Raw genomic sequence first — 26,047 nt, 5'->3', positions numbered from 1 at the left:
AACACGAAATGAGTTACGAACAGGCAAAAGAGAGATACGCTGCAATAGGCGTTGATACAGAAAAAGCGATCGAGAAGCTTAAAGAGGCTGAGATCGCGCTTCACTGCTGGCAGGGAGACGACGTAAGAGGTTTTGACACAGACCCGAGCAAGCCCCTTACCGGAGGAATCCAGACAACAGGTAATTATCCCGGAAGAGCAAGAACTCCCGAGGAGCTCATGGCTGATATCGACGAGGTTTTAAAGCTGATTCCCGGACGCGCCAAGATGAATCTTCACGCAAGCTATGCAATCTTTGACGATGAGAACGGCGGATGGGTAGACAGAGACAAGCTTGAGCCCAAGCACTTCAAGAAGTGGGTAGATTTCTGCAAGGAGAGAAAGCTCGGATGTGACTTCAACCCTACATTCTTCTCACACCCTAAATGCGATCCGCTCACTCTTTCTTCTCCCGATGAGGAGACCAGAAAGTTCTGGATCGAGCACGGCAAGGCATGCATCAGGATTTCCAATTACCTCGCTGAGGAGCTTGGCGAGACCTGCGTTATGAACATCTGGACAGGCGACGGCTTCAAGGATATCCCTGCAGACCGCAAGGGACCGAGAGACCGCTACAAGGATTCCATCGAGCAGATCCTCTCAGAGCCCTTTGATTTTAACAAGGTTAAGCCCTGCGTTGAATCCAAGGTTTTCGGAATCGGCGTAGAGTCATATACAGTAGGCAGCGCGGAGTTCACATTGTCTTTTGCCGCAACACATTCTGACAAGTGCATTCCGCTTATGGACAACGGTCACTACCACCCGACAGAGGTTGTAAGCGACAAGATCCCTGCACTTCTGTCTTTCTATCCCAACATCGCACTTCACATCACAAGACCTGTGCGCTGGGATTCAGACCACGTTGTACTCTTTGATGATGAGACAAAAGAGATCGCGAAGGAGATCGTGCGCTGTGGCGGCCTCGACGGCAGAGTATTCATGGCACTTGATTACTTCGATGCATCAATCAACAGGATCGGTGCCTGGGCAACAGGCTTCAGGAACACTCAGAAAGCTCTTTTGAATGCCTTGCTGATGCCTCATGAGGAGCTTAAGAAGTTACAGGATAATTCGGAGTTTACAAAGCTCATGATCACACAGGAAGAGCTTAAGACCATGCCGTTTGGAGATGTTTGGAACGAGTACTGCAAGAGATGTGGCGCTCCGGAAGACGGCAAGTGGTTTGAGGAAGTTGAAAGATACGAGAAAGAAGTTCTCTCCAAGAGAGTTTGAACTTTGAATGATAAATGATAGGAGATGAGTATTACGATGAAAGTTTTAGACGCAGAGTTTACACAGGGCTTTATCCGCATGGCAAACGACGGATGGGAGCAGGGATGGCACGAGAGAAACGGTGGCAACCTCTCCTACAGAATGAAGCCTGAAGAAGTTGATATGGTAAAAGAGGAATTTGCTGCAGGCGAGTGGAAGGAGATCGGAACAACAGTCCCTGACCTTGCAGGTGAGTTCTTCATGGTTACAGGATCCGGTAAGTTTTTCAGGAACGTTATCATCAAGCCCGCCGAGAGCTTCGGCATCATCGAGATCGATGACAAGGGTGAGAAGTACCGCATTATGTGGGGCCTTGAGGGCGGTGCAAGACCTACCTCAGAGCTGCCTTCACACCTCATGAATCACGAGGTTAAAAAGCGCGTAACAGGCGGTAAGTACAGAGTAATTTATCACGCTCATACAACCAACACCATCGCTCTTACCTTTGTGCTTCCTCTTACAGATGAGGCTTTCACAAGAGAGCTTTGGGAGATGGCAACAGAGTGCCCTGTAGTATTCCCTGACGGTATCGGCGTTGTGCCCTGGATGGTTCCGGGCGGTAGAGAGATCGCAGTTGAGACCAGCAAGCTCATGGAGAAATATGACGTTGCAATCTGGGCTCATCACGGAATGTTCGCAGCAGGAGAGGACTTTGACCTGACCTTCGGCCTTATGCATACAGTTGAGAAGTCAGCAGGGATCCTGGTTAAGACTCTTTCCATGACAGGCGCCAAGAGACAGACCATCACACCTGATGATTTCAGACATCTTGCTAAGGACTTCGGAGTTACACTTCCTGAGAAGTTTCTTTTTGAAAAATAATTTTATATAAAGGAGGGTTTCAAAATGGCAGATCGTATCGTTTTAAACACCGTGTCTTACCACGGAGCGGGGGCAATCAAGGAGATAGTTGGCATTGCTCAGCAGAAAGGATTCAAGCATGTATTCGTTGCTTCAGATCCTGACCTTATCAAGTTTGGGGTAACAGCTAAGGTTACAGATCTTTTGGACGAGGCTAAGATTCCTTACACTGTTTACTCAAACATCAAGCCCAATCCCACAATTGAGAACGTTCAGAGTGGTGTTAAGGCATTCAAGGAGTGCGGTGCAGATTCAATCATCACCATCGGCGGCGGATCCTCAATGGATACAGCCAAGGCTATCGGCGTTATCATCACAAACCCTGAGTTTGAGGATGTAAGAAGTCTTGAGGGCGTTGCTCCTACCAAGAACCATGCGGTTCCTACAATCGCAGTTCCTACAACAGCCGGAACAGCAGCTGAGGTTACGATCAACTACGTTATCACAGATGTTGAGAAGAAGCGTAAATTCGTTTGTGTAGACACCAACGATATCCCTGAAGTTGCTATCGTTGATCCCGATATGATGAGCTCAATGCCTAAGGGCCTTACAGCTTCAACAGGTATGGATGCACTTACACATGCTATCGAGGGCTACACAACAAGAGGTGCCTGGGAACTCACAGATATGTTCCACTTAGAGGCAATCAAGCTCATCGGTGCTAACCTTCGTGATGCAGTTGAGAACAAGCCCGAAGGAAGAAAAGGAATGGCTATGGCTCAGTACATCGCAGGAATGGGCTTCTCAAACGTAGGTCTTGGAATCGACCACGCTATGGCACACACTCTTTCAGCATACTATGACACACCTCACGGTGTTGCCTGCGCTATGTTCCTTCCAATCTCAATGGAATTCAACCGCGACTACACAGGCGAGAAGTACAGAGAGATCGCAAGAGTTCTCGGCGTTAAGGGTGTTGATGAGATGAGCCAGGAAGAGTACCGCGATGCTGCAATTAACGCTGTTAAGCAGCTCTCCAAGGACGTTGGAATCCCTGAGAAGAACGAGAAGATCAGAGAAGAGGATCTTGACCAGCTCGCAACAGATGCTCTTGCAGATGCATGCTATCCCGGAAATCCGAGAGAGGCTACAAAAGAGCAGGTTATCGAGATGTTCAGAATGCTCATGTAATATTTTGACTGACAGTTATTGCGCGCTCCGCTCATGGCGGGGCGCGTTTTTTATGTGCCTGATTTTGGTCCCTGGGGACGGAGTTATGGGACCAAAAAAATGAGCCCTCGACTCCGTCCACGGGGGTCATTTTTGACTCGTAAATGAGTCTTTTCCTACGAAATTGTCCTAAAATATGAAATGCAGTGGCTGTCAGACGGGCATATAGAATGCTTTTTCCACTGCATATGAGATAACGAATCAATTGTAGTGGACGAAAAGCCGCAGGTCTTTATTCGTGATAAAATAAAGATGAATAATGTATGGTCGGAGGGTAGTACATGAAGCTTAACCTGAAAAGACTTATACTTGTCTATGCTGCGATGCTGGCGCTGGTAGGAACCTGCATGATGGGTGGTTGTGGAGGAAAAGAGACAGCTGAAGAAACTTTAAGTGATACAACAAGCAAAGCATCAGAGGCAGAGCAGTTTAATACAGAAGACAGCACAGACGGTAAGTCTGAGGATAAAACGGAAGACAAAGAAAAAGATGATATAGAAGTCGATCCAATTGACGAGAAAACAGATAAGAAGCTTGACAAAGTCGTCGCCGGAATGTCTATGGATGAAAAGATCTCTCAGATGATAATTCCTGCGATCCGCACCTGGAATGATGTCAACGTAACTGAACTTGGCGCAGCTCCTGAGCTTGCCAGTGCGCTCAGAAACCACCAGTACGGCGGGATCATACTCTTTGGCGCCAATATCACAGGAGCTGAGCAGACTACAAGACTTGTTTATGACCTTCAGGAGAACAACATGCAGATAGAGGATGCATCTGCCCACATTCCATACCTGATGCCCATTGATGAAGAGGGTGGAATTGTCATCCGGCTAACCACCGGAACCAGAATGACCGGAAACATGGCAATCGGAGCTACGGAAGATGCAACTGCAAACGCAGAAATGACAGGCAGCATCCTTGGTGAAGAGATGGCTGCAATCGGCTTTAATATTGACTTTGCGCCGGTAATAGATGTGAATAATAATCCGGCAAACCCTGTCATAGGAACAAGGTCTTTTTCCGATGATCCACAAACCGTGGCGAGCCTTGGAGCCGCTTATTCAAAGGGACTGGCTGGGAACAATATAATCGCTACCTACAAGCACTTTCCGGGACACGGCGATACTGAAGTGGACAGCCACATAGGAACGCCTTCGGTGGAAAAGACCTATGAAGAGCTTCAGCAAAATGAACTTGTACCGTTCAAAAAAGTAATAGAAGATGGCGCAGATATAATAATGACGGCGCATATAACTTATCCTCTGATCGACGAGGAAAAGACCTTTGGCGATGGGAAGACAAAGGGATTTTTCCCGGCCACCATGTCAAAGAAGATGATTACTAATATTCTTCGTACAGATCTTGGATTTGACGGCGTAGTTGTTACCGATGCACTTGAGATGGATGCAATTGCCACAGCGGGTCTTGTTCCGGGAGAAGAGAATTCGGCGGAATACGGAGTAGGAATTGCCACAGAGGTTATAAAAGCAGGGGTGGACCTGCTTTTGCTTCCGCTTGATCTTAATTCGCCCGAGGCTGCAACTTATTACGATGAGTACATAGCAGGGATTATCGCAAAGGTCGAATCTGGAGAGATCAGTGAAAAGAGAATAGATGAGAGTGTAAAGCGCATCTTAAACCTCAAGGCTGAGTACGGAATCTATGATCCTTCAGGAGTGCAGAAAGATGACATTTCTATTGATGATAGAGTGGCAAAATGTAAGGAAATTGTTGGATCAGCAGAACATCATGAAAAAGAGATGGAGCTTGCAAGGCAGGCTATTACTGTAGTTAAGAATGACGGAGATGTCCTGCCGATTAAAGATGATGCAAAGAGAGGCGTGATCTTAGGGCGCCAGTCCGGCGATGCAACGGCCATAAACTTTGCGCTAAGTGAGCTGGAAAAGCAGGCAGATGTTGATTATTACTATGATTCTTCTTTGGCTATGACGCATTACACAGATACTATCAGGAAAAAGATTTCTTCTGCTGATTATGTTCTGGCCTTTTCTTATGCATCCGGCAGCAGTGTGCTTAATAAGGATGACCCTCAGTTTATCGCCCTGCACGAAGCGATGTCTGACACACATAAGGCAGGAGGAAAGTTCATCTTTATCAGCGAGAATCTGCCTTATGATGCAGCAGTTTATCAGGACGCCGATGCAATTGTAATTGCATATCTGGGGGCCGGTCTTAACATAGACCCGACAAAAGACAAAGAGAGCGCCACAGGAATGAGTGCCAGAAACGCCAACGTGGTCGCTGTCATTGAGACAATCTTCGGGGCCAATACGCCAAAGGGCCATCTTCCGGTAAATATTCCTGTTGTCGAGGAAGCGGAAGACGGCACCCTTAAGTATGGCAGTGAATTTCTGTATAAAAGAGGCTTCGGCCTGACATATTAATGGTCCCATACCTCCGTCCCCCGGGACCATTATTTATATGTGTCGGCTGTGATGTTATCCAGGTCGGCATCCTTAGTCTCTTTTACCTTAACAAGCAGAATTACAAGGCTGAGCACCATGAACGGCAGGCAGATGATCATGAAGAGAATGTCCATAGGCAGAAAGTTCTGGCATACAATAAAGATGGCCTGGCCGAGGAACATTCCGGCTCCGATGAGAACAGAGATGGTACCCATAACTGAGGAGCGCATGCCTGATGGAGTTGACTCTGCGGGCATTGTCAGGATAAGCGTATCGGACATGGACCAGAGACCGCCGATTGAGCAGCCGTAGGCAATCCCGGCAGCGACAGGACCAAAGCCAAGTCTGCAGGAGAGGACAAATGCCAGGAGCCCTGCAATTGTCAGTCCGCCTAAGATAAGACAGACCTTTTTGCGCCCGAGCTTGTCGGAAAAGAATCCGCTGAGTATGGTCACAAGTCCGTTGAAGATGGGATAAATAACCAGCGCTGTTGCCACCATATCTGTGGACATGGCACCTTCCAGAACAGTTGCATAATATGATGTGTAGAAGGTTGTTGCAAAAAAGATAAAGCCCGCGATCAGTATCCACCTGAGCTGTCTGTTGGTAAAGATGAAGCGGATAGCTTTGAAGACGCCGCCCTCTTCTGATGTACCGTTTGCATGATCCTCTTTTTTCTTCTGCTCGCGCTCTGCATCTGTCAGCGAAAGATAGCTGATGCGCTGCTCCACAAATACCGGAGTCTCACGCATAAAGAAATATGAAAGAAAGCCGATAACCAGGGCAGATACCACCGGTATCAGATAGACCAGGCGCCAGCTTGAAGGAACAGTTTCCCGGAGGAACATTCGTGAGAACACACCGATGAGTGATACGCTGACAAGCGCAATTCCCTTTGCGATGAAGCTGTAGGTAGCTCTTTTTTCCTTGGGCGCTGTCTCCATGATGTAGAGAACCTGCATGTCATTTGGCGTAAAGAACATCATAAACAGCATTCCCAATATGTACCAGACCACGTTCTGTGCGGTCATGACGATGCACATTCCAAGCCCCATGCCAATTGTGTTTAGCATTAAAAAGAGCTTTCGGCCGTACTTGTCAGACAGTGCCTTGTAGAACGGAGTTATGATAAGAAGCAGGTTGGAAAAGACCTGGATCGGAGCCACAACGTTAAACGCACTTGTGTACTCCGGTGAATTGACGTTTCTTGAAGTGATGTTAAAAAGATCGAATAACACGTAAGGCTGCATTGCAGCATTCATGTTAGAGGTGATCTCATCTACGATGTAAATAATAGTGAGAACCACCATAGCCAGTCCGATGTAATGGAGTGGCTTTTTTCTTGCTGCCTCAGCCTTTAGCTTTGACAGCTGTTTTAGTTCTTTTTCGTTATTTGCCATATGTTTCCCCTTCCCCCTTTTTGGCGGTTTTCCGCCTACTACTATTATATTCTTTTTTGAAAAAACAGGAACCAAAATTATTTTTTAAGTTTCTTTTAGGTTCGGGTGTGATAATGCATTCAAGATCAAATACGACATGTTTCAAACATGGATGAATAGACAAGGAGATTTGGCATGAAGAAAAGAGATATCAAAAGAATTTTATCAATAGGAATGGTTACTGTTATGTGTGCGGCAGTTACTGCCTGTGGCGAGGCAGGGGCAAGCACAGCCGGTACGGCAACAACTGTTTCGGAAGACACTGCAGCTCCGACAGGAGAGGTGACGGATGGTCAGTCATCCGACAAAGAAGCACCCGAAGGCGGAGCTCCTGATGGACAGGCTCCTGATGGACAGGCTCCTGATGGACAGGCTCCGGGCAACCCGCCGGAAGGTGGAGCTCCGGACGGACAGGCACCCGGAAATCCTCCCGGAGGCGGATTTGGCGGCGGAAGCAGCAGTGCAGATATAGATTACACAGGAGTTGAAGAGATTACTTCAGCAGACACACAAGAAGATAAGACTTACGCCAGCACAACAGCAGATGAAAGTGCACTTCTCATCAGCACATCAGATGATGTGACAATTACCAATCCCACAGTCACCAAGACCGGCGACTCAGATGGCGGAGATAACTGCAACTTCTACGGACTTAATGCAGCAGTTCTTGTAAAAGACGGTTCCACAACAACTATTACAGGCGGAACTGTGACATCAGATGCCGATGGCGCCAACGGTGTCTTTTCCTACGGCGGAAACGGCGGCCAGAACGGTGCTACCGGTGACGGAACAAAAGTTATTATCTCAGATACCAAGATCACAACAACAGGCGATGGATCCGGCGGTATCATGACTACCGGCGGCGGAATCACAGAAGCTTATGACCTCACGGTTGAGACCAGCGGAAGATCTTCAGCAGCCATCAGAACAGACAGAGGTGGCGGAACAGTTACGGTTGACGGCGGATCATATACAACAAACGGCCTTGGATCACCTGCAATATACTCAACAGCAGATATCACAGTATCCAATGCAACACTTACTTCAAATCTTTCAGAAGGCGTATGCATTGAGGGTATCAATTCAATTACACTTAATGACTGTGATATGACAGCCAACAACACCGACACAAACGGTAATGCAACATTCTACGATACGATCATGATCTACCAGTCAATGTCGGGTGATGCAGACAGCGGAACTTCTACATTCACCATGAACGGCGGAAGTCTTACCAGCAAGAACGGTCATGTCTTCCACGTTACAAACACATCTGCTGTGATCAATTTAAGCGGTGTGAATATCATCAATAAAGATGCGGACAACATCCTTCTCTCAGTCTGCGCAGACGGCTGGACGGGCGATACCAACAAGGCTACTTTAAATACCGATGCTCAGGACCTCGAAGGAACAATTCTTGTAGGCAGTGATTCAGAGCTTACACTTAACCTCACAAATGGTTCAAGCTTTACCGGAACTGTTGACGGCAACATAACAAATGCCAAGGGCGAAACAGTATCAACAGAAGTCGGAACTGTCTCCGTCTCCATCGACAAGGACAGCACCTGGACTCTTACGGCAGATACCTACATCACATCTTTTGATGGTGATATTTCAAGCGTAAATACAAACGGATATACTCTTTACGTCAACGGCGTAGCAATGTAAAAAGACAAGCCGGTTCCATGATATGGGGCCGGCTGTTTTTACGCTGATAGGATTTTTATTCGGCGGAGTAGTAGGCGCCGGAACCATCGTGTGCGTTGCGCTGGTGGGACCTGTCGCCGGATTCTTCCTGCCAATCAATGAGAAGATGATAAAAAAGATACTGGTGCATTGATGCAAACCGGTATGAAAAACAGTTTACAATTTCATCGTGGTATGTTACAATACCGACAGGTTGTCGGTGATACTGTTTCTGTAAAAGAAATTGCATCTTTCCTAAAGGAACTCAGATCAGATGAGAGTTGTAAAAACAGCAGAAGAGAGAAAAAACGAAATACTTGATGTGGCTGAGCAGCTGTTTGCCGAGAAAGGATTTGATGCTGCCAGCACAAACGATATCATCAATCGGATCGGAATTGCGCGCGGAACTCTTTATCATCATTTCGCGTCCAAGGAAGAGATCCTGGATGCAATAGTTGACAGAATGACCAGGCTGGCAATTTACAGAGCAGGGATCATCATAGCCGACAAGAGACTTAGTGTCATTGAACGCCTCACGGCTACGGTGAAAGCGCTGAATATCAAGAGTGATACCGGAACAGAAGTACTTGAGCAGCTCCATAGGCCGCAGAACGCACTTCTGCATCAGAAGATGCAGGATAGGCTTGTAAAAGAGGTGGTTCCTCTTTATGCAATACTTATCAAGGAAGGTAATAAGGAGGGAATTTTTAATTCCAAATATCCTGCAGAAGCGGCTGAGATGATCATGATTTACAGTAACGCAGCGTTTGATGATCTCGCAGAACTTACGCCGGGGGAAAAGCTGTCCAAGGGCAAGGCTTTTGTCTATCACATAGAGAGGATCCTCGGAGCCGAGGAAGGAAGTCTTAGTAAGACGATAATGAGTGCCTTTAAGAACTGACACAATTGTATAAACAGCATGACAAGGGACTTGTATGCTTGATCGCAAGCAGGTCCCATATTTTAAACACGCTGACCGACAGGTTGTCGGTTGAAGCGCAAGTGGAGGTAAACCATGGATCGAAAATCAAACTTTAATAAATTTCTGCTCCTTTGGAGTGGCGAGATCATATCGGCAATAGGCGGAGGACTCACAAGCTTCGGCCTTAGCGTATATGTATTTAAACAGACCGGGAGCGCCGGATTTCTGGCAGATGAGATCGCTAAGTTGAGACATGTAGGCGTTGGCCGCGGAGCAGCAGTTGTGATCATGGCTTCAGGTGCACTGCTTACTGCAACAGCAATAATACTTTACCTGTTTAAAGATGTCAGGGCCTTGGAGGGCAATGAACAAAATGAAGAAACAACTACTGATTAACAGCATAAAATCCGAGAGATTCGTGGCGGCTGCAACATGTCTTTTTATGGCGGCATCGGCCATGCTCCTTAGCCTCTCGATCATCTTGTTTGCAGGATTGATGGGCTCTGTTGACAGGCTCATGGAAACGGCCGGTACGCCTGATTTCCTGCAGATGCATGCAGGTGACATATCGGCAGAAGACATCTCGGAATTTGCCGGAGGCAGAAACGATGTAGAGGAAATGCAGATCGCCGGATTTCTGAACCTTCAGAATTCAGACCTTAGTCTGGGAGAGAAATCTCTCTCTGAAAATACGCAGGATAACGGCCTTTGCACACAGAGCGATAAGTTTGATCTTCTGCTCGATGCTGAAGGCAACGTGATCTTCCCAAGCGAAGGGGAGGTCTACATTCCTGTCTGCTACAGAGAGGAATACAAAGTGGAAATCGGCGACACAATGCATATAGGATCTGAATCGCTTACCATAGCAGGCTTTCTTCGCGACTCCCAGATGAATTCCATGATGGCTTCATCCAAGAGGTTTTTGGTAAGCAAACAGGATTATGAAAGGCTGAGACCGCATGGCAGCGAGGAATACCTGATCGAATTCAAACTCCGCGAGGGCAGTGACCTAAACGCTTTTGCAACAGCTTATCACGAGGCACAGCTTCCCGAAAACGGCCCGACGATCACGTTTCCTCTTATCCGCATGATGAACGCGCTTTCCGACGGAATTATGATCCTTGTGATACTGCTTGTCAGCGCTGTTATTTTGTTCATTTCTGTTTTGTGTATCCGAACACTGATCATGACACAGCTTGAGAAGGACAAAAGAGAAATCGGAATAATGAAAGCTGTCGGAATCTCCGGGGGCGGGATCTGCAGTATGTACTTTTCGAAATATCTTTTGCTCTCAGCCGCGGGCTCGCTTATTGGGCTTGGCGCAGCTATGATCATCTCGGGACCCCTTGGCGCCAGGATGAGAGAGTTGTACGGCAATCCGGGTAATATGGCGATGATCATCACCGGGGCGATCCTGGGAGGTGCAGCGGCAGAGGGCATCATTCTTCTGTCGGTACTGCGGACGCTTCACAGGATGGACAGGCTATCAGCGGTGGAAGCACTATATGGTCGGGGTGCCTTTGGTCGGGAAAAGAGCTTGCTGCTCCCTGTCAGTGTGATCACGGCAGCAGCGGTATTTATCATCCTTGTGCCCTTCAACATGAACAGTACAATAGCTTCTCCGGGATTTGCTACATACATGGGCATTGGAGAGAGCCAGATCAGAATTGATATCAGGCAGAATGCCAATACAAAAGTGAATGTAGATGCAGTTACCGGGACATTGGAGAAGGATGAGAGGGTAAGTGGCTTTGTCCTGATGCAGACTTCCGCGTATGGAGTCATGCTTTCCGATGGCACAACTTATGACCTGATGATAGAGACCGGAGACCATGGCAGGTATCCTGTGAAATACACGGAAGGAAGATATCCGGAAAAAGAAAATGAGGTAGCCCTGTCAATACTCAACGCAAGAGAGATGAATATCAAACTCGGAGATGAACTTCAGATTATCAGAAACGGTGACGGCGCAGGAGCTGAGACGATCACATGCAGAGTATGCGGAATATACTCCGATATAACCAACGGCGGAAAGAGTGCAAAGGCGTGCTTTAGCAAGTCGGAGAACACAGGCAGCGTGATGTGGAGTATTATCTACCTCTCGCTTAAGGATGGCTACTCACCGGGTGACTGGGTGCGCGAGTACAAGGAGAGTGGTTTTGTTGCAGGCTCTGACAGAATAAGTGACGGACTGCGCATCACTCTTATAGAGGATTATCTTCAGGGAACATACGGACAGACAATCAGGAAGATATCTTCAGCCTCTGTCATATGCGGAACACTGGCATGCCTCATACTCTTTACGGTAATCCTTCTCATGACCCGCCTCATGATCTGGAAGGAGAGAGGTGAGAGTTCTTTGATGAAGGCCCTGGGATTTACGGCAGGCGATCTTAAAAAGCGCTATGTAAAAAGAAATCTTGCAGCTGTAGCCATAGGACTTTTCTTTGGAATCTTTGCGGGCATTGTACCGGGCGAAACTCTGGCGGGACTTCTTCTTGGCACAATGGGAGCGTATGGCTTTCATTTTATCTTAAAGCCGGCATTCATATTTACGGTGGTCCCGCTTGTGATATTGATAACCGTGCTGGCAGCTCTTTTTATAAGCCTTCGTGAAGTTGACGGTATAAGAGCTTATGAGTGTCTTGGCGAGTGATCGTGCATTGGCGGGATGTGAATAGAAAGGAATCGATATGGCAGAATTACTACGGGTAACTAAACTTGGGAAAAGAGGCATACTGGAAGCGGTCAGCTTTAGCATGCAGGAGGGCGAGATGATTGCTGTCATGGGGCCTTCCGGGTCAGGAAAGTCAACGCTTTTATATAATGTATCGGGAATGGACCGGGCAGATGCCGGAGAATCCGTGCTTGCAGGTCAAAATCTAACCGGACTTAATGAGGATGAAAGAGCAGCGCTGAGGCTGACAGAAATGGGCTTTGTCTTCCAGCAGATGAACATGATCAAGAACTTAAATCTTGTGGACAACATTGTTCTGCCGGCTGTTCACGCTGACCGGAAGAATAAGAAAGAACATTACAGACGCGCAGCCATGCTGATGGAGAAGTTTGGAATCGGAGACCTTGCAGAGAGAAGGATAAATGAAGTCTCCGGTGGACAGCTCCAAAGAGCCTGTATTTGCCGGAGTATGATAATGAATCCGAAGATTCTTTTTGCGGATGAGCCAACAGGAGCATTGAACCAGGCTGCAGCCACAGAAGTCATCGATGCCTTTCTTGAGATCAACCGTGAAGGCACCGGAATCCTTATGGTCACCCATGATGGAAGGATGGCCAGTATGTGCGAGAGAATTCTCTATATATTGGATGGTGAGATAAGGGGAGAGCTAAGGCTTGGCAAGTTCAGCCCCGAGCATGCAAAAGAGCGCGAAAAGAAAACCACCGGGTGGCTGGAAGCTATGGGATGGTAAGGTACCATTCCTGACTCACAATACAAAGTCTGCGAAGTGCGGATTGGCGCTGAGCGGGTGCCGTGCTTCGTTGAGCATCCTGAACTGAGATGGCGGATAGCCGGTGCTTTTCTTGAAGGCTCTGGTAAATGCAGTACTGCTGGCAAAGCCTGCCTGATATGAGATGTCAGTAATTGAAAACTCCGGATTTGAGAGGAGCGTCTGGGCGTAGTTTATGCGCATCTGCTGGAGATACTGATAAAAGGTCATGCCTGTATAATCGCTGAATATCCTCTCAAAATGATATTTGCTGAATCCTGCATATGCAGAAATGCTCTCAAGAGTTATATCCTCGGTAAAGTGCTCCGAAATATATGCGCATACTTTGCTTAAGGATATGCTGTTCTTGAAAGTCGCTGTGGTAGTTGCAGAATCCGATTCATGGAAAAGACCTATATTCTTGCCGCAATATGCAATGAATTGTAAAAGCACAGAATATATCTCAAGTTCAACATACGGTTCGAGCTCAGAAAAAGTAAGAATGCTGTCGTCATCTGGAACTTCCTGTATCTGCGAGTTGAGTGCGGAGCCAAAATACAGATGCATTATCTTATCAATATAGTTACAGATCCTGTCGTATACATCCTGTGGGCAGGAATTTTTCTTTATGTGAAGAGCCGGCGACATAAGCCTGAATGCCTTCTCAATCTCTTTTAACGTAATTATTCCTGAAAAATCGGCCTGAATGTACACTCTGGAACCCGGAGTCGGAGAAAATATCTCATGAAGAACAGCCGGGCAGATCATAAGGATATCACCGATCTCAACATTATAGGACTGATTGCCGCAGACCACTTTGTAAGGGGCTTCTTTGGGAATTATTATCTCAATGTCTGTGTGCCAGTGAGGCGGAAAATCAGCATGCAGACGGTTGATGAACATGCGAAGATTGGTGTTTTTCTTATGATTGACGGTTTCTTTGGCACTTGATGATAGTTCAAGCTCGCTTTTCATACTTATGGGTCCTCCATAGGCTAAAAATTGCCATAATTATAAAGAAATTGTTAATGAAAAACTCAAAACATGTCTGTTTAATGGGTATTATAACATACAAATAACAGATTCATTTCAAAAATATAAGCATATTGTACATCCAATATAGCAATTTTTGCGTGTTGCGTAGCAATTTTTTGTGAGCGCAAATCCGTAAACTAATTTAGAGTTATAGATATATCGGGGGCAGAGATAATCTGCGAACAAATAATAGGAGGTATAGTATGAGAAGGAATAAAGTATTAGGTATTTTCTTTGCAACAGTGTTAACTGTAACTACTCTGGCAGGCTGCGGAAGCCAGCCAACAGCTCCGGCAGCAGGCGGATCTGACGGTGGACAGACGCAGAGCGCACAGACAGATACAGCTAAGTCAGAGGCTACTACAGCTGAGGCTCCGGCTGCTACATCGGGGAAGCAGACGGATGGCAAGAACGTTCCTGAGCTTACAACAGAGCCTATGACCATCACTCTCTGGGACATCTCTACAGAGGATCCCAACAAGGGAATTTCAGAAGGTGCCGTAGCAAGATTCATGGCTGACTATCCAAACATCACAGTCAACCAGGTTCATCAGCAGAACGATAACTACAAGCAGCAGCTGGTAGTAGCAATGAGTTCAGGCCAGTGCCCGAACATCTATTGTCACTGGGGCGGCGGTCCTATGGCTGAGTACTACAAGTCAGGCTTTGCAAATGACATCACAGATATGTATGCAAAGTATGATCACCCTGAGTTTGTTGACGCTGCTGTTGCACAGTCAACCTACGATGGCAAGATGCTTGCCATTCCTTTCAGCGGACTTACAGGCTGCGATATTTTCTACAACAAGACAATATTTGCACAGCTCGGAATTGAAGTTCCTACAACCATCGATGAGCTTGAGGCAGTTTGCGAAAAGCTCAAAGAAAACGGAATCATTCCTTTCTCACTTGCTAACGCATCCAAGTGGACAGGATCCATGTACTACATGTACCTTGTAGCACGTCATTCAGGAAATGCTGAGTTCGATGCAGCTTACACACAGGAGAACGGCGGATCATTCACAAGCCCTGCATTCATCTTTGCAGGTGAGAAGATCCAGGATTGGGTAAAGAAGGGATATTTCCCTGATGGTGTTAACTCACTTTCAGCTGATGATAACCAGGACAGAGCACTTCTCTATGACGGATCTGCAGCAATGATGCTTCACGGCTCATGGCAGGTTGGCGGTATCAAGTCTGATAACGAGGAGTGGTACAACGAGAACATCGGCGTATTCCGTTTCCCTGAGGATACAGAAGCTAAGGCAGCAGGCGTTCCTCAGAACGTAGAGATCGGAACAGCTATCGGTATGGGACTTACATTCAACTGCTTCAAGGAAGACGGATCAGTTGATCAGGATATGCTCGATGCATGCTATGTACTTGCAACACAGTATTTCAACGATGACACTTACAATGCTGAGCAGGTTGCAGCAGGAACAGTTCCTTCAATCAAGGGCTTCAACGAGAACATCGAAGATCCTAACAACAAGTACATCATCGATGAGTTCTTTAAGGCATCAAACGTTCAGCTTTGGTACGACCAGTATCTTCCTGCATCTGTAACAGAAGTTCACAAGAACTGCATGACAGAGCTCTTTGGTCTTGAGAAGACTCCTGAGGAGATCGGACAGGAACAGGATGCAGCAATGCAGAAAGCACTTGCGGAATAACACACATCTTAATATATAAGACGACTGCCCACGGGGGAGATGTTTCCTGTGGGCAGTTTCCCATGATAAGAATACTAACGCTTTAATCAGGAGGATATATATGGGGAAGGGGAGTAGTAATATGGGGCTTGCTAAGGCCAAGGCCAAGAGTACAGCCCGGGCAGCAACGGTATTTCTTTTACCTGCGTTGATACTTATAGCTGTTTTCATCGTATATCCCGTCATCGATACTTTTTTGATCAGCGGATTTAAATGGAACGGCATTTCATCAGACAGAGTTTATATAGCTCTGGATAACTGGAATACTCTTATTCATGATGAGATGTTCTGGAAGTCTTTTACACATAATCTCATCGTAATGGTTTTCTCAATTCTTTTGCAGATTCCTATTGGTATGCTTCTGGCTACGTTTCTTGATGCCGGAGGCAAGAAATTCAATATTTTTAAGATCATATGGTTTTTGCCGTATCTTATGAGTTCGGTTGCCATCGCATTCCTTTTTGTATATGCACTTGCAACCAATGGGGGACTTATTTCCTCTCTTGCAACGATCATTCAGGGCAAAAGAACTACCATCGACCTTCTGGGTACTGCACCCAATGCTCTTTATACCATTATCGGGGTTATGGCATGGCAGTTCACACCTTTTTACATGGTTTACTTTATTGCCGGTTACGGAAATATCGACACGACCATCTATGAGGCTGCAATCATCGACGGAGCAACAAGAGGACAGTACATCCGCCACATCGCAATACCTCTTCTCGGACCAATCTTCAAGACAGCCTGCACCATGTCACTTATCGGATCACTCAAGTATTTTGACATGATCTGGAACATGACACAGGGCGGACCTGCAGGCACTACAGAGCTCATGGCAACTTACATGTATAAGCTCTCATTCCAGCAGTTCAATATGGGCTACGGCTCAACGGTTGCTGCAGGAATGTTCATACTTATTACAGCCATTGCTCTTGTCTTTAACAGGGTATTCAAGGTTACGGAGGACTATTGATATGGGGGAAAAGACATTTCAGGATGATTATCGTGCATCCAAAATAAAATCAAGGATTGCCTGGACCATAGCGATTATTTTAGCTCTGATTTGGCTCATCCTTACGCTTACGCCGTTTTTCTTCATGATAATGAACTCGTTCCGTAAGCAGTTTGATATGCTTCAGCAGGGTGTTTTCCATCTTCCGGATCCCTGGTTTTTTGAAAACTACGTTGAGGTTGTTACACACGGATTCTTCGGATATTTCCTGCGAAGCGTTGTCGTAGTTGCAATTTCACTCGTGCTGATGCTGGTGATATCTGCGTTTGCAGCATATCCGCTGGCAAGAATGAAGTTCAGATTCAATGCGCTTATATATGCGGGCATCGTGGCCATGATGTCAGTACCGATGCATGTTACGCTGATCCCTATCTTCAAGCTTACAACATCGGTGGGACTCTACGATTCACTCGGATCTCTGATCGGCCCCTACGTTGCATTTGCACTGCCGATGTCAGTCTTTATCCTGACTGCATTTATGAAGACAATACCAAAAGAGATCGAGGAGTCCGCAGAGATAGACGGATGCAATCGCTATCAGAATTTCTTTAAGATGATACTTCCGCTCTCCAAATCGGGACTGTCGACACTGGCAATTTATAACGGTGTTTCAATGTGGAATGAGTTTGCTTTTGCCAATACATTCCTTATTACACCTGAGAAAAAGACTCTTCCTCTGGCGCTGGGTCAGTTCAAGGGTGAGCACTCCCTTAATATTCCAATCAACATGGCGGTTCTGACACTTTCGGTTCTCCCCATGATCATCCTGTTTATTGTTTTCCAGGATAAGCTTGTCAAAGGTATGATGGCAGGAGCAGTTAAGGGCTAATACAAACTAATCGAGAAGAAAGAGGTCTTTTTATGATAATTTATGTTGATGTCAATGCGAAACATGACGGTAACGGAAGCAAAGAGCTGCCATTCAGAAGGATTAACGAGGCAGCAGCTGTTGCACAGCCCGGGGATGAAGTGCTGGTTGCACCGGGTATCTACAGAGAGTATGTAAATCCCGTCAATGCCGGATGCGAGGATGCGCGCATTGTCTATAAGAGTGAGAAGCCACTTGGTGCGGTAATCACAGGTGCAGAGAAGGTTGGCGGCTGGACGAATTATAAGGGTGACGTTTGGACTGCAAGAGTTAAGAACGGAATCTTTGGCGGATATAATCCTTATACCACGCTTGTTTACGGCGACTGGTACTTTGCAACTCCCAACAAGCATACGGGATGTGTGTGGATAAATGACAGGGCGCTCTATGAAGCGCTGAGTGTCGAAGAGTGTGTGGCAGCAGAAGTCTATGACTGCTCCTGGGATCCGGAGAATTCCAAGTGGAAATGGTTCGCTGAACAGGACAAAGAGAATGATGAAACCGTATTCTACGCTAATTTTGGCGGCGCAGATCCGAATAAAGAGAACGTTGAGATCACGGTGAGGCGCGAATGCTTTATGCCTGAAAAAGAGGGCATTGGATATATTACAGTAACAGGCTTTAATATCAACAAAGCAGCCACAACATGGGCTCCGCCTGCAGCTTATCAGGATGGAATGATAAGCCCTCACTGGAGTAAGGGCTGGATCATCGAGGACTGCGAGATCTGGGGAAGCAAGTGCGCTGGAATCTGTGTCGGACGCTACTACGATCCGGAGAACAGTAATTTCTATACAACCAAACACGTTAAGAGTCCTACCCAGATGGAGAGGGATTCTGTCTGCCGCGGTCAGTACTATGGCTGGCTCAAAGAGAAGATCGGCGGACATATAATTCGCAGAAACAATATCCATCACTGTGAGCAGGGCGGAATCATCGGACGTATGGGCGGTGTATTCAGCATTATCGAGGACAACCACATTCATCACATCAACAATATGATGGAGCTTGGCGGTGCTGAGATTGCAGGAATCAAGATGCATGCAGCCATCGATGTTGTTATGAGAAGAAACCACATCCACCACTGCACCATGGGAATCTGGTGCGACTGGGAAGCACAGGGCACCAGGATCACACAGAACCTGCTTCATGATAATGAGCGTCCTTCCTTTGCCAAGCAGCTCCAGGGCGGAATGACCTGTCAGGATATTTTCGTTGAGGTCAGCCACGGACCGACACTTATTGATAACAACATTCTTTTGTCTGATGTTTCACTCCGCATCGCAACTCAGGGTGTAGCTATGGTGCATAACCTCTGTGCCGGTGCCTTTACCATGGTGGGCGAGGGAACGACCTGGAGATACACACCTTACCATATGCCTCACAGAACCGAGGTTATGGGCTTTATGACAATACTTCACGGAGACGACCGCATCTACAACAACATCTTTATTCAGAAATGGCCGTCTGAGGATCTTGTGTTGGAAAATGACTCAGACCCGAGCATGAAGCAGATTGAGAACAGAAAAGTCGGAACGTACTGCTTTGATGAGTATCCTACCTATGATGAGTGGATAGAGCAGTTTGATATGGATGAAGAGCATCCAAACATGATGAAGCATGCTGAGCCACACTTCGGACATCTTCCTGTCTGGATTGACGGAAACGCATACTTCGACGGCGCAAAAGCCTGGAAGAATGAGAAGAGCTCTTTTACCGACAATTCAGGTAAAGTATATGTCGACGTTGTGGAGAAGGATGGAGGATACTTCCTCGATACCAATATCTATGAGGTACTCGGCGGCTTTAAGACTGACATGATCTCTACGGATGTGCTGGGTGAAGCCTTTGAGCCTTCACAGAAGTTTGAGAATCCCGACGGAACATCTATCACCTTCAATGTGGATTATCTTGGCGGACATCGCGGAGCTGATGTGATCCCCGGCCCGTTCGCCACAGCAGATGCGGCTAAGGAAAAGCTGTACTAAATTGAACATGTTTATGTTATATCTCGCCCGGTCATTTCGACCGGGCGATTTTTGGTCCCTGGGGACGGAGGTAAGGGACCATTTTGCGGAGCGCAGGCCTATCAGCTTGTCGCCTGAATGTAGAATGCAACAAATCAATTTGTAGAATTGTGTAGTTAATGTATAATAAAGCACGATTGACGAAGGCAAGGGAAAACATATGAACAATAAGAAGAAATTGAAAAAGTGGCATAAATACATACTTATAATACTGCTGCTCCTGATCGGTATGACGGCGTGGTATGAGATCCCCGTCACTGAGTACATCACGATCAGCGGCGGTGGCAAGGTAAAAGAGCCAGTGAAGCTCGCCCTGGTTACAGACCTGCATTCGGGGTACTATGGCAAGGATGAAGCCGAGCTTATAAATATGATCGACAAAGCAAATCCGGATGCGGTCCTGCTTTCGGGCGATATATTTGATGACAGGCTCAGCATGGACAACGCCAGGATTTTCTGTGAGCAGATCGCCGGCAAATACCCGTGCTTCTATGTAACAGGTAACCACGAGATATGGAGCCCGAATGAAAACAAGATAAAAGAGTACTTAAGATCCATTGGGATTACTGTCCTGGATGGAACAGCTGAAACTCTTACGATAAATGGATCCGTGATAAGTTTCTGCGGAGTAGATGACCCCACGTACATGACAGACGCCGAATGGGAAGCACAGCTGACAAGCTCCGAGACAGCCGCAGATTCAGCAAGTGAAAGCGCCCAAGCCCCCTACAAGGTCCTTTTATCTCACCGCCCGGAGAGGACTAAAACCTATGAAGCCTACAACTTTGACCTTATCGTGTGTGGACATGCACATGGTGGGCAGTGGAGAATCCCTTTTACCAAGATGGGAGTGCATGCACCGGATCAGGGGCAGTTCCCGCGCTTTGTAGACGGACTGTATGAACTCGGTAACGGAAGCAATATGATAGTAAGCCGCGGGCTTGCCCGTGAGAGAATGCCCTATCCGAGATTCTTTAATCATCCGGAAATTGTGGTCATCACAGTTGAATAACAGATAGTAATGAATTGGAAGGTAATATATATGGAAAAAGAAATTCTGAAAGCCATTGCAGGAGTTATGGCCGCAACGCTTTTTATATCAGGCTGCGGAGTGAAGGAAAAACCGGATACCATTGACGAGGCAGATGAGCCAAAAACAACGGAAGTCGCTGCAGAAGCATCAACAGAAGCATCAACAGAAGCAAGTGATGATACTGCCAATAAAGAGGACGAGCCTGCAGATCTTTTGCCGGAAGTACAAGAAACCTTTGCAGATTCCGATGAAGAAGTTTTGCATCCGGAAGTTGGTTCAGAGCTTTCATTCCGCGGCTACTACAGCTACCAGGGACCGGAGATGCCAAGATTCTTTGTGTTTGAAGATTCTGACTATGACGTTGATTTTGATTCCATGATCGGTGTCGACCTTACAAGTGAGCAGGGAGATTTTGTACTTGCCAATCCATATGAAGAATTTGAAATAACCTTTGTTCTCACAGAAAAATCAATGTATGGAGGTGAGATTTACCATGTGACAGCTGAAAACATCGAAATTGTAAGAGAAAGTCCGGCCGCCGCAGCATACTACGATGCATCAACGGACCCGCTAAACGGCCTTGTTGCGGACGATATTCTTACAAAATTCCGTGCCACCAATCGTGTGAAAGATATGGATTCCGTCAGCGAAGAAGGTATAGCACTTGGCCACTGGGCCCAGAGGACGATCGGAAAAGACGGTTTCTCCGATGAGGTCAGAGAGATGGGCAGACATATAGGAAACCGTTACGAATTCTGTTTCGGAACAGATATAGGCAATAATTTTGACAACAACGTTCCCTATATGTACGGAGTTTACTACGCTCTCAAGGACTACTTCACCTCAGACGGTAAGAACAGCAAAGAGTACTATGAGGGCCTTGTAGAAGACAATGAAGGCCTTGGAACCGGTGATCCCGAGTGGATAAAAGATATGTATCTTGATCTTCAGGAGATCATCTCAGTATTCAACGGCATTATTAGAGAGCAACAGTAAAAAATGAGCCCCTGACTCCGTCCCCAGGGACCAAAAAATCATCAAAGCTTTAGGGCTTTTCTGCCGGGGCACAGTCTTGACCTGATCTCCTTTTCATCAAGGCCCTGTCCGATGACCACGCATTGGCACTTGTCGTCGGGAGAACCTGAAATGATGTACATCCTGTCTGTCTGATAAGCTCTTTTATAAATGTGGTCTTACCTGCTCCCAGGAATCCCGAAATAAGTAAAATCTTCATGTACTAACTCCCAAAACAAAATCTATTATAAAAGGACGGCCAAAGACCGTCCTTCTGATTTTTAAAAGATTGCCTTTTCTATCAAGGCTGGTTGTCAAGAATAACTACAGGCTTGATAAGATCAGCAGGCTTGTCCTTCATAAGCTGAAGAGCTTCCGGGATATGCTCCCATCCGTGGAATACGTGAGTTGAAAGTTTGCTTACGTCGAGCTTTCCTGAAGTAACAAGTGCTCCGAGCTTCTCCATACGAAGTCTTGCGCCGGCTACTGACATAAGACCTACAGGTCCGATACCGATAACAAGAACTGACTCACACATGCTATAATAGTTCCCAGAGGAGAAAATTGTATTATGAAGATTAAATGTGATTATTGCGGAAACACATACGAGGATACCCTGCATCAGTGTCCTGACTGTGGAGCTCCCAACCCATCTCACAAAAATGAAAAGGGACCAAAGACCATTGAGGAGCTTAAGCAGTGGTACAAGGACAGGAATCTCCCTGCACCTGAAGTTACGCGCTTTTTTATAGGCGAGGATTACAAAGAGCCCAGAGCCTTTGGTATTTATAAAGATGACAATGGAGGTTTTATTGTCTACAAGAATAAGGGTGATGGCTCAAGGGCTGTCCGTTATCAGGGCAAAGATGAGGAGTATGCTGTAAATGAGATTTATCAGCGCCTTAAGGATGAGATTGTTCATCAGAAAGCAAGCAATAAAGGCGGCGCAGGCACCCGTTCCATAGGAGGATCATCCTCCGGCGGCGGTTCCGGTTCCGGCGGCGGATTATTTCGCGGTATAAAGAGCCTCTTTTACATAGTAGTTGTCATCATAATGATAAGTGTCTTTTTCAGCAGTCTTCGTGAAAACAGGCACAGAGGCTATTATAAATACGATAATGATGTCTACTACTACATCAGCGATGACTGGTACATGTATGATGATGGCTGGCATGAAGTCAGCAGTACTGCCCCCGGGCCTGCAACGATATCGGAAAACTATGATGAATACTATGTTTCAGATACCTGGGATTCTTCCATGGGAACAACTGACTGGGATAATTCGTCATACTATGACAGATATCATTCCTCAAGTGATGACAATGATTCAGACTATGACTGGGGTAGCGATGACAGCTGGGATTCCGGCGGAACAGACTGGGATTCCGATTGGTAATACATGCATTTAGGGGGGACTGACATGTCCGAAAAATACAGCCTTATCTTTCCTGATCAGAAGCTTGAATACAAGAAATTAAGTGATCTCACTGTCCATGACATAGGCATGGACAGTGTTCTTTTGAAGCTCTCCAAGGAAAAGAATGAACAGACCTATATCACAAATGTCATGAAGCTTGTTACCTGCGATGCCCACAACGCGCAGTACAGAAGCGATGTCTTTGACGACATTTACAGGAACAAGGCTATGAGAGATGAGCTTTTAGAGCTCCTGGACAGAGTTAATTTCCTGAAAGAGTACGGAAGCTACAAGCATGACGGCGACCATGAACCCGGCATCTGGGATCTGGTCCACAGGCTTGAAGAAATAAGGGATTATATAGACAGCATCGAGGCAATACAGAAGTGCCTTGGCAGTGCGGATCTTCATTCGGAAGGACTTCTTGGACTCAAGAAATATGTCAGCGACCTCTATGAAGATAACGGCTTTGAGGGTCTCAAAAAAGACATTGCAGAGCTCAAGGCAGACACCAACAATTTAAAGAGTGTAACCGTCGGCATTAACTTAAACGAGAGATTCGAGGCCAGTGGAATAGGCCTTATTTCCGTAAACAGCAAGCCTTTTTCCAAGTCCACCATGGTCAAGCATTTTGTGGACAAGGTTTCGGCAAAAGACATTGTCAGGGACGATACGGACTGGAACGAAAATTACAAATTCGATGAAATTCAGGCAAAAGGACCTCTTGGTGGAAGAGATGAGTTTATTCCTCCTGTTTTCAGCCCTCTTGCCATGATGAGCATGATGAAGGTGTCGGAAGCTGATGATACGACAAAGTCCGTCACAAACTACATGGACAAGATTACCGACAGGATGCTGGGCCAGACGGTCAAGCACCTTCGAAACGTACTGAACAAATATACCATGGTCACCGTGACCGATATAACCGACCTGATGCCCGAGTTTATCTACTACATCCGCTGGGCTGAATATGTCGAGAACATGACGGAAAAGGGCGCAGTCTTTTGCAAACCCTGTGTCATTGAAGCCGGCAGCAGTACTAAATCTATGGATGCCCGTGGCATATACAACATCAAGCTCCTGACTGAGCATGCCGGCGAGACCGCTGCGGACATAGTTAAGAACAACCTTGATTTTACAGACGAGCACACTCTCTACATACTGACCGGTGCCAATATGGGCGGCAAGACTACGATAACCCAGACCATCGGACAGCTCTTTTTCATGGCTCAGGGCGGAATCTATGTGCCCGGAACCAGATTCGAATATGTGCCGATAGATTCCATTTATACGCATTTTCCTGCGGATGAGGACAAGACTATGGACCTCGGACGCCTCGGTGAGGAGTGCAAGCGCTTTAAGGAGCTGTATGAGCAGGCTACGGGAAAGAGTCTTTTGCTGCTGAATGAAACCTTCTCAACCACATCCTTTGAGGAAGGGTATTTCATTGCCAAGGACTGCTCTAAGGCAATCCTGAAAAAAGGCATCAGAACCATCTACAACACTCACATGCACAAGCTTGCCATCGAGATAGACGAGCTCAATGACGACACAGTTACTGCCAAAGCCGCTTCTCTGGTGGTCAAAGCCGATGAGGGACGCCGCCTTTACGAGGTGGAGGTTGGTCCGCCGAAGGGTCTTTCTTATGCAAAAGACATTGCGGAAAAATACGGCGTAACTTATGATATGCTATGTGATTAAAAAGCTGTGGGAGTGGTAGAGAAAAATGGTTTTGTTACAGCAGATGATAGTTCTGTTCATTCTGATGGGGATCGGATTTTTTTGCGGGAAAAAGAAATTTCTGACGGATGAGGGTTCCAAGACCCTGTCCTGGATTGTGGTGAATGTCGCCACTCCTGCGATGATCCTGTCGGCAGGAATGAATTATGAGAGCGCCATCAGAGGGAGACAGCTGGCTGTCGGATTTTTGGTGGCTGTTCTTGTGTATGTATTTTTGATCGTTATGTCTTTTATCATATTGCCGCTTGTCAGGGTGCCGGCTGAAGATAAGGCAGTCTATCGCGTGATGGCAATATTCTCAAACATTGGATTTATGGGGCTTCCGATTATCCGTGCCGCCTACGGAGAAGAGGCGGTTCTCTTCGGAGCTCTTTTCCAGTTTCCTTATAATTTCCTGATGTACACCTATGGAATAGCGGCCATTAAAGGTGAGAATCCCTTTAAGGGCGGAAGTCTGAACAAGATTCTTAACGTCGGAGTTATCTCAAGTACGCTGGGAATCCTGCTTTTTGTGTCCGGAGTACACATGCCAGAGGTCCTCAGAATTTCGGCAAAGCACCTGAGCAACCTGGCTGCACCCCTTAGTATGATGGTTATAGGTCAGTCCATGATCCATTTTAAATTTAAAGAAATGTTTGAAGATGTAAGGCTTCTTGTCTTTTCACTGATAAAGCTTTTGTCTCTTCCGATTATCGGTGTGCTTCTTCTAAGGCTCTTTATAGATGATCCCATGATCATAAGCGTCTGCTACATAATGCTTGCAACGCCCATCGGATCAATGACAGCCATGGTGGCGCAGCAGTACGATAGCAATTACGGACTTGCATCGAGAGGAGTGGCCTTGTCCACTGTTCTTTCAGTTGTGACTATACCTCTTTTGTCCCTTGTGCTACAATAGGTAAGAATGTGCTTTGAGTACATAT

The 26,047-nt window shown here is 46.6% G+C and carries 23 protein-coding genes; 19 read left to right on the top strand and 4 right to left on the bottom strand.

Translation table 11 applies throughout. The features are described from left to right. Positions 1-8 precede the first annotated feature (8 nt). From G590_RS0103485 to G590_RS18295, 4 genes are all read left to right on the top strand, one after another. Positions 9-1,271, top strand: a complete 1,263-nt coding sequence (locus G590_RS0103485; protein ID WP_022764289.1) for an L-rhamnose isomerase — start codon at positions 9-11, stop codon at positions 1,269-1,271. A gap of 36 nt (positions 1,272-1,307) precedes the next feature. Continuing rightward, entirely contained in the window at positions 1,308-2,132 is an 825-nt protein-coding gene (gene rhaD / locus G590_RS0103480; RefSeq protein ID WP_022764288.1) for a rhamnulose-1-phosphate aldolase, read from the top strand. A 24-nt stretch (positions 2,133-2,156) separates the two neighbouring features. After that, the gene (gene fucO / locus G590_RS0103475; protein WP_022764287.1) at positions 2,157-3,302 is read left to right on the top strand and encodes a lactaldehyde reductase; all 1,146 of its coding nucleotides are present in this window, start codon (positions 2,157-2,159) and stop codon (positions 3,300-3,302) included. Between the two features lie 320 nt (positions 3,303-3,622). Beyond that, a complete protein-coding gene (locus G590_RS18295; protein WP_022764286.1) occupies positions 3,623-5,749 on the top strand; it encodes a glycoside hydrolase family 3 protein in 2,127 nt (708 codons plus the stop codon). 29 nt (positions 5,750-5,778) lie between these two features. On the opposite strand, the gene G590_RS0103465 is transcribed toward G590_RS18295, so the two are convergent. Next, positions 5,779-7,170 (bottom strand): MFS transporter, encoded by a 1,392-nt coding sequence (locus G590_RS0103465; RefSeq protein WP_022764285.1) that lies wholly within the window; start codon positions 7,168-7,170, stop codon positions 5,779-5,781. A 174-nt stretch (positions 7,171-7,344) separates the two neighbouring features. Here G590_RS0103465 and G590_RS0103460 point away from each other — a divergent pair, with 174 nt between their 5' ends. The 6 genes from G590_RS0103460 (at position 7,345) to G590_RS0103435 (ending at position 13,245) form a co-directional block, all read left to right on the top strand. Further along, entirely contained in the window at positions 7,345-8,877 is a 1,533-nt protein-coding gene (locus G590_RS0103460) for a hypothetical protein (protein ID WP_022764284.1), read from the top strand. Positions 8,878-8,899: 22 nt separating this feature from the next. Next, positions 8,900-9,049, top strand: coding sequence for a hypothetical protein (locus G590_RS21280; RefSeq protein WP_022764283.1), 150 nt, complete (start codon positions 8,900-8,902; stop codon positions 9,047-9,049). 120 nt (positions 9,050-9,169) lie between these two features. Further along, entirely contained in the window at positions 9,170-9,796 is a 627-nt protein-coding gene (locus G590_RS0103450) for a TetR/AcrR family transcriptional regulator (RefSeq protein WP_022764282.1), read from the top strand. Positions 9,797-9,910: 114 nt separating this feature from the next. Then, entirely contained in the window at positions 9,911-10,213 is a 303-nt protein-coding gene (locus G590_RS0103445) for a hypothetical protein (RefSeq protein WP_022764281.1), read from the top strand. Continuing rightward, on the top strand, positions 10,191-12,473 hold the full coding sequence (locus tag G590_RS18290) for an ABC transporter permease (RefSeq protein ID WP_022764280.1): 2,283 nt from the start codon (positions 10,191-10,193) through the stop codon (positions 12,471-12,473). Before G590_RS0103445 ends, G590_RS18290 begins: the two co-directional genes overlap by 23 nt. A 37-nt stretch (positions 12,474-12,510) precedes the next feature. Continuing rightward, positions 12,511-13,245, top strand: a complete 735-nt coding sequence (locus G590_RS0103435; RefSeq protein ID WP_022764279.1) for an ABC transporter ATP-binding protein — start codon at positions 12,511-12,513, stop codon at positions 13,243-13,245. Positions 13,246-13,260: 15 nt separating this feature from the next. Here G590_RS0103435 and G590_RS0103430 read toward each other — a convergent pair whose 3' ends face one another. Continuing rightward, positions 13,261-14,238, bottom strand: coding sequence for an AraC family transcriptional regulator (locus tag G590_RS0103430; protein ID WP_022764278.1), 978 nt, complete (start codon positions 14,236-14,238; stop codon positions 13,261-13,263). Positions 14,239-14,501: 263 nt separating this feature from the next. On the opposite strand from G590_RS0103430, the gene G590_RS18285 reads away from it, so the two are divergent. The 6 genes from G590_RS18285 (at position 14,502) to G590_RS0103400 (ending at position 21,949) form a co-directional block, all read left to right on the top strand. Beyond that, positions 14,502-15,971 carry an extracellular solute-binding protein gene (locus G590_RS18285; RefSeq protein WP_022764277.1) on the top strand — a complete coding sequence of 490 codons (1,470 nt, stop codon included), beginning with the start codon at positions 14,502-14,504 and terminating at the stop codon, positions 15,969-15,971. Positions 15,972-16,071: 100 nt separating this feature from the next. Next, positions 16,072-16,986, top strand: coding sequence for a carbohydrate ABC transporter permease (locus G590_RS0103420; RefSeq protein WP_022764276.1), 915 nt, complete (start codon positions 16,072-16,074; stop codon positions 16,984-16,986). A 1-nt stretch (position 16,987) separates the two neighbouring features. Continuing rightward, positions 16,988-17,854: a carbohydrate ABC transporter permease gene (locus G590_RS0103415; protein WP_022764275.1), complete on the top strand. Its 867-nt coding sequence runs from the start codon at positions 16,988-16,990 to the stop codon at positions 17,852-17,854. 32 nt (positions 17,855-17,886) lie between these two features. Beyond that, positions 17,887-19,881 carry a right-handed parallel beta-helix repeat-containing protein gene (locus tag G590_RS0103410; protein WP_022764274.1) on the top strand — a complete coding sequence of 665 codons (1,995 nt, stop codon included), beginning with the start codon at positions 17,887-17,889 and terminating at the stop codon, positions 19,879-19,881. 199 nt (positions 19,882-20,080) lie between these two features. Continuing rightward, on the top strand, positions 20,081-20,932 hold the full coding sequence (locus G590_RS0103405) for a metallophosphoesterase (RefSeq protein WP_022764273.1): 852 nt from the start codon (positions 20,081-20,083) through the stop codon (positions 20,930-20,932). A 30-nt stretch (positions 20,933-20,962) separates the two neighbouring features. Further along, the gene (locus G590_RS0103400) at positions 20,963-21,949 is read left to right on the top strand and encodes a hypothetical protein (protein WP_022764272.1); all 987 of its coding nucleotides are present in this window, start codon (positions 20,963-20,965) and stop codon (positions 21,947-21,949) included. A gap of 49 nt (positions 21,950-21,998) precedes the next feature. On the opposite strand, the gene G590_RS21490 is transcribed toward G590_RS0103400, so the two are convergent. Continuing rightward, entirely contained in the window at positions 21,999-22,187 is a 189-nt protein-coding gene (locus G590_RS21490) for a GTP-binding protein (protein ID WP_022764271.1), read from the bottom strand. Positions 22,188-22,268: 81 nt separating this feature from the next. After that, positions 22,269-22,505, bottom strand: a complete 237-nt coding sequence (locus tag G590_RS0103390) for a hypothetical protein (protein WP_022764270.1) — start codon at positions 22,503-22,505, stop codon at positions 22,269-22,271. A gap of 33 nt (positions 22,506-22,538) precedes the next feature. Between G590_RS0103390 and G590_RS0103385 the strand changes: the two genes are divergently transcribed. Genes G590_RS0103385 through G590_RS0103375 form a run of 3 tightly spaced genes read left to right on the top strand, consistent with a single transcriptional unit; the run spans position 22,539 to position 26,022 of the window. Next, positions 22,539-23,363, top strand: coding sequence for a hypothetical protein (locus G590_RS0103385; protein ID WP_022764269.1), 825 nt, complete (start codon positions 22,539-22,541; stop codon positions 23,361-23,363). A 24-nt stretch (positions 23,364-23,387) separates the two neighbouring features. Continuing rightward, positions 23,388-25,085 (top strand): MutS-related protein, encoded by a 1,698-nt coding sequence (locus G590_RS0103380; RefSeq protein ID WP_022764268.1) that lies wholly within the window; start codon positions 23,388-23,390, stop codon positions 25,083-25,085. A gap of 25 nt (positions 25,086-25,110) precedes the next feature. Next, positions 25,111-26,022, top strand: coding sequence for an AEC family transporter (locus tag G590_RS0103375; RefSeq protein ID WP_022764267.1), 912 nt, complete (start codon positions 25,111-25,113; stop codon positions 26,020-26,022). The last annotated feature ends 25 nt before the right edge of the window (positions 26,023-26,047 follow it).

It is taken from the genome of Butyrivibrio sp. XPD2006 (genome assembly GCF_000420865.1).
GTDB lineage: Bacteria > Bacillota > Clostridia > Lachnospirales > Lachnospiraceae > Butyrivibrio.
Note: the sequence above shows the minus strand (reverse complement) of the source record. Positions and strands in the feature narration are given on the sequence as shown.